This window comes from Rhizobium sp. rho-13.1 (assembly GCF_007000305.1).
Taxonomy (GTDB): domain Bacteria; phylum Pseudomonadota; class Alphaproteobacteria; order Rhizobiales; family Rhizobiaceae; genus Rhizobium; species Rhizobium rhododendri.
The window spans coordinates 1-1,414 of sequence record NZ_SCFL01000071.1 but is presented as its reverse complement, the minus strand read 5'-3'; the positions used below and the strand labels follow the sequence as shown (position 1 = coordinate 1,414).

Genomic DNA, 1,414 nt, shown 5'->3' with positions numbered 1-1,414 from the left:
CATTACAGTTGCGTATTTTTACAAGTTCTGAATCTATAGGCCTCCATGATTCGGAGGTCATGGATGATGGGTGCATCGATCGAGACAACGTTGGAACTTTGGGCATCGTCGCTGCGTGAAGTTAAGGCGCGTATGCGCGGATTGTTTACGCAGGAGCGCGTTGCAGCATCTGCGAACCTTTTCCTGGACGGCTTGTTAGGTGATGAGCGCCGTAAGACAGGTTGGATGCGCGCTGAGGCGGCTGGCGATCCTGGTCCGTGGCGACAGCAAGCCATCTTGGGTCGTGGACGCTGGGACGCAGACGGACTTCGCGACATTGTGCGCGAGTATGTTGTGGAGCACCTTGCCACAGATGATGCGGTCCTGGTCATTGATGAGACCGGCTTCCTCAAGCAGGGCAAGACATCTTGCGGTGTTTCACGTCAATATACAGGGTCAGCGGGCAAGGTAACGAACTGCCAAATCGGTGTGTTCACCGCCTATGTTTCCGATCGTGGTCATGCCTTTATCGATCGAGCCTTGTACTTGCCAAAGAGTTGGACCAGCGATCCGGCAAGGCTTGCCGCCGCTCATGTTCCTGAAGCTGTAGCCTTCGCTACCAAGCCTGCCCTCGCTGTCGATATGATTCGGCGGGCGCTGACAGCCAAAGTGCCGTTTTCATGGGTGGCAGCAGATGCGGTGTATGGCGTCGGAGACGTCGAAGGAGCGCTGCGCCGAGCCTGCAAAGGTTACGTTCTTGGGGTTAAATCCGACCATCATTTTGGCGCTTGGTCTGGTAAGCCTTTCGTCGCAGGAACCGCTCTTGAGATTGCCCGTGATCTCGATCCGGCTGCATGGCATCGCCTTTCCGCTGGCGATGGCACAAAAGGCGCGCGGCTTCATGACTGGGCCTACTGCGAACTGGCCGATATCGATGCCGACGAATACAGTGATACGCAAACCGGGCTTTGGACGCGTGGCTTGTTGATCCGGCGCAATATCAGCGATGGCGACCTCGCATTCTTCACGACTTGGTGCCCGGCCGGAACAGGCATTCAGACGCTCGTATCCGTCGAAGGTCACCGTTGGGCAATCGAAGATAGCTTCGAGACAGCCAAGAACGAACTCGGCCTCGATCATAACGAGACCCGCTCGTGGCATGGCTGGCATCGCCATGTCTCGCTCGTCATGCTCGCCTTCGCAATGATGGCTGTGATCCGATATCGCGCCAATAATGCGGCACCCCAAAAAAGACCGAGGATGCCGACCATTACGATCTGATCCGCTGGTCCATCCAAGAGGTCCGACGCATTGCGAATAAGCTTGCCCAGCGGCGTATAAAGCCCGCCCACATCATCGCATGGTCATGTTGGAGACGAGCGCATCAAGCTGCCGCACGACGCGCTCATTTGAAACTAAAACTGCAACTGTAATG

At 56.2% G+C, this 1,414-nt stretch carries 1 protein-coding gene; it reads left to right on the top strand.

The genetic code is table 11. From position 1 onward, the window contains the following. The first annotated feature begins 45 nt into the window (after positions 1 to 45). Positions 46 to 1,260: an IS701 family transposase gene (locus EQW76_RS28665; protein ID WP_142832624.1), complete on the top strand. Its 1,215-nt coding sequence runs from the start codon at positions 46 to 48 to the stop codon at positions 1,258 to 1,260. Positions 1,261 to 1,414 lie beyond the last annotated feature (154 nt).

Bases quoted from the DNA above. Each gene is read 5' to 3' on its own strand.
- EQW76_RS28665 (WP_142832624.1), top strand. From the start codon at position 46: ATGATTCGGAGGTCATGGATGATGGGTGCATCGATCGAGACAACGTTG.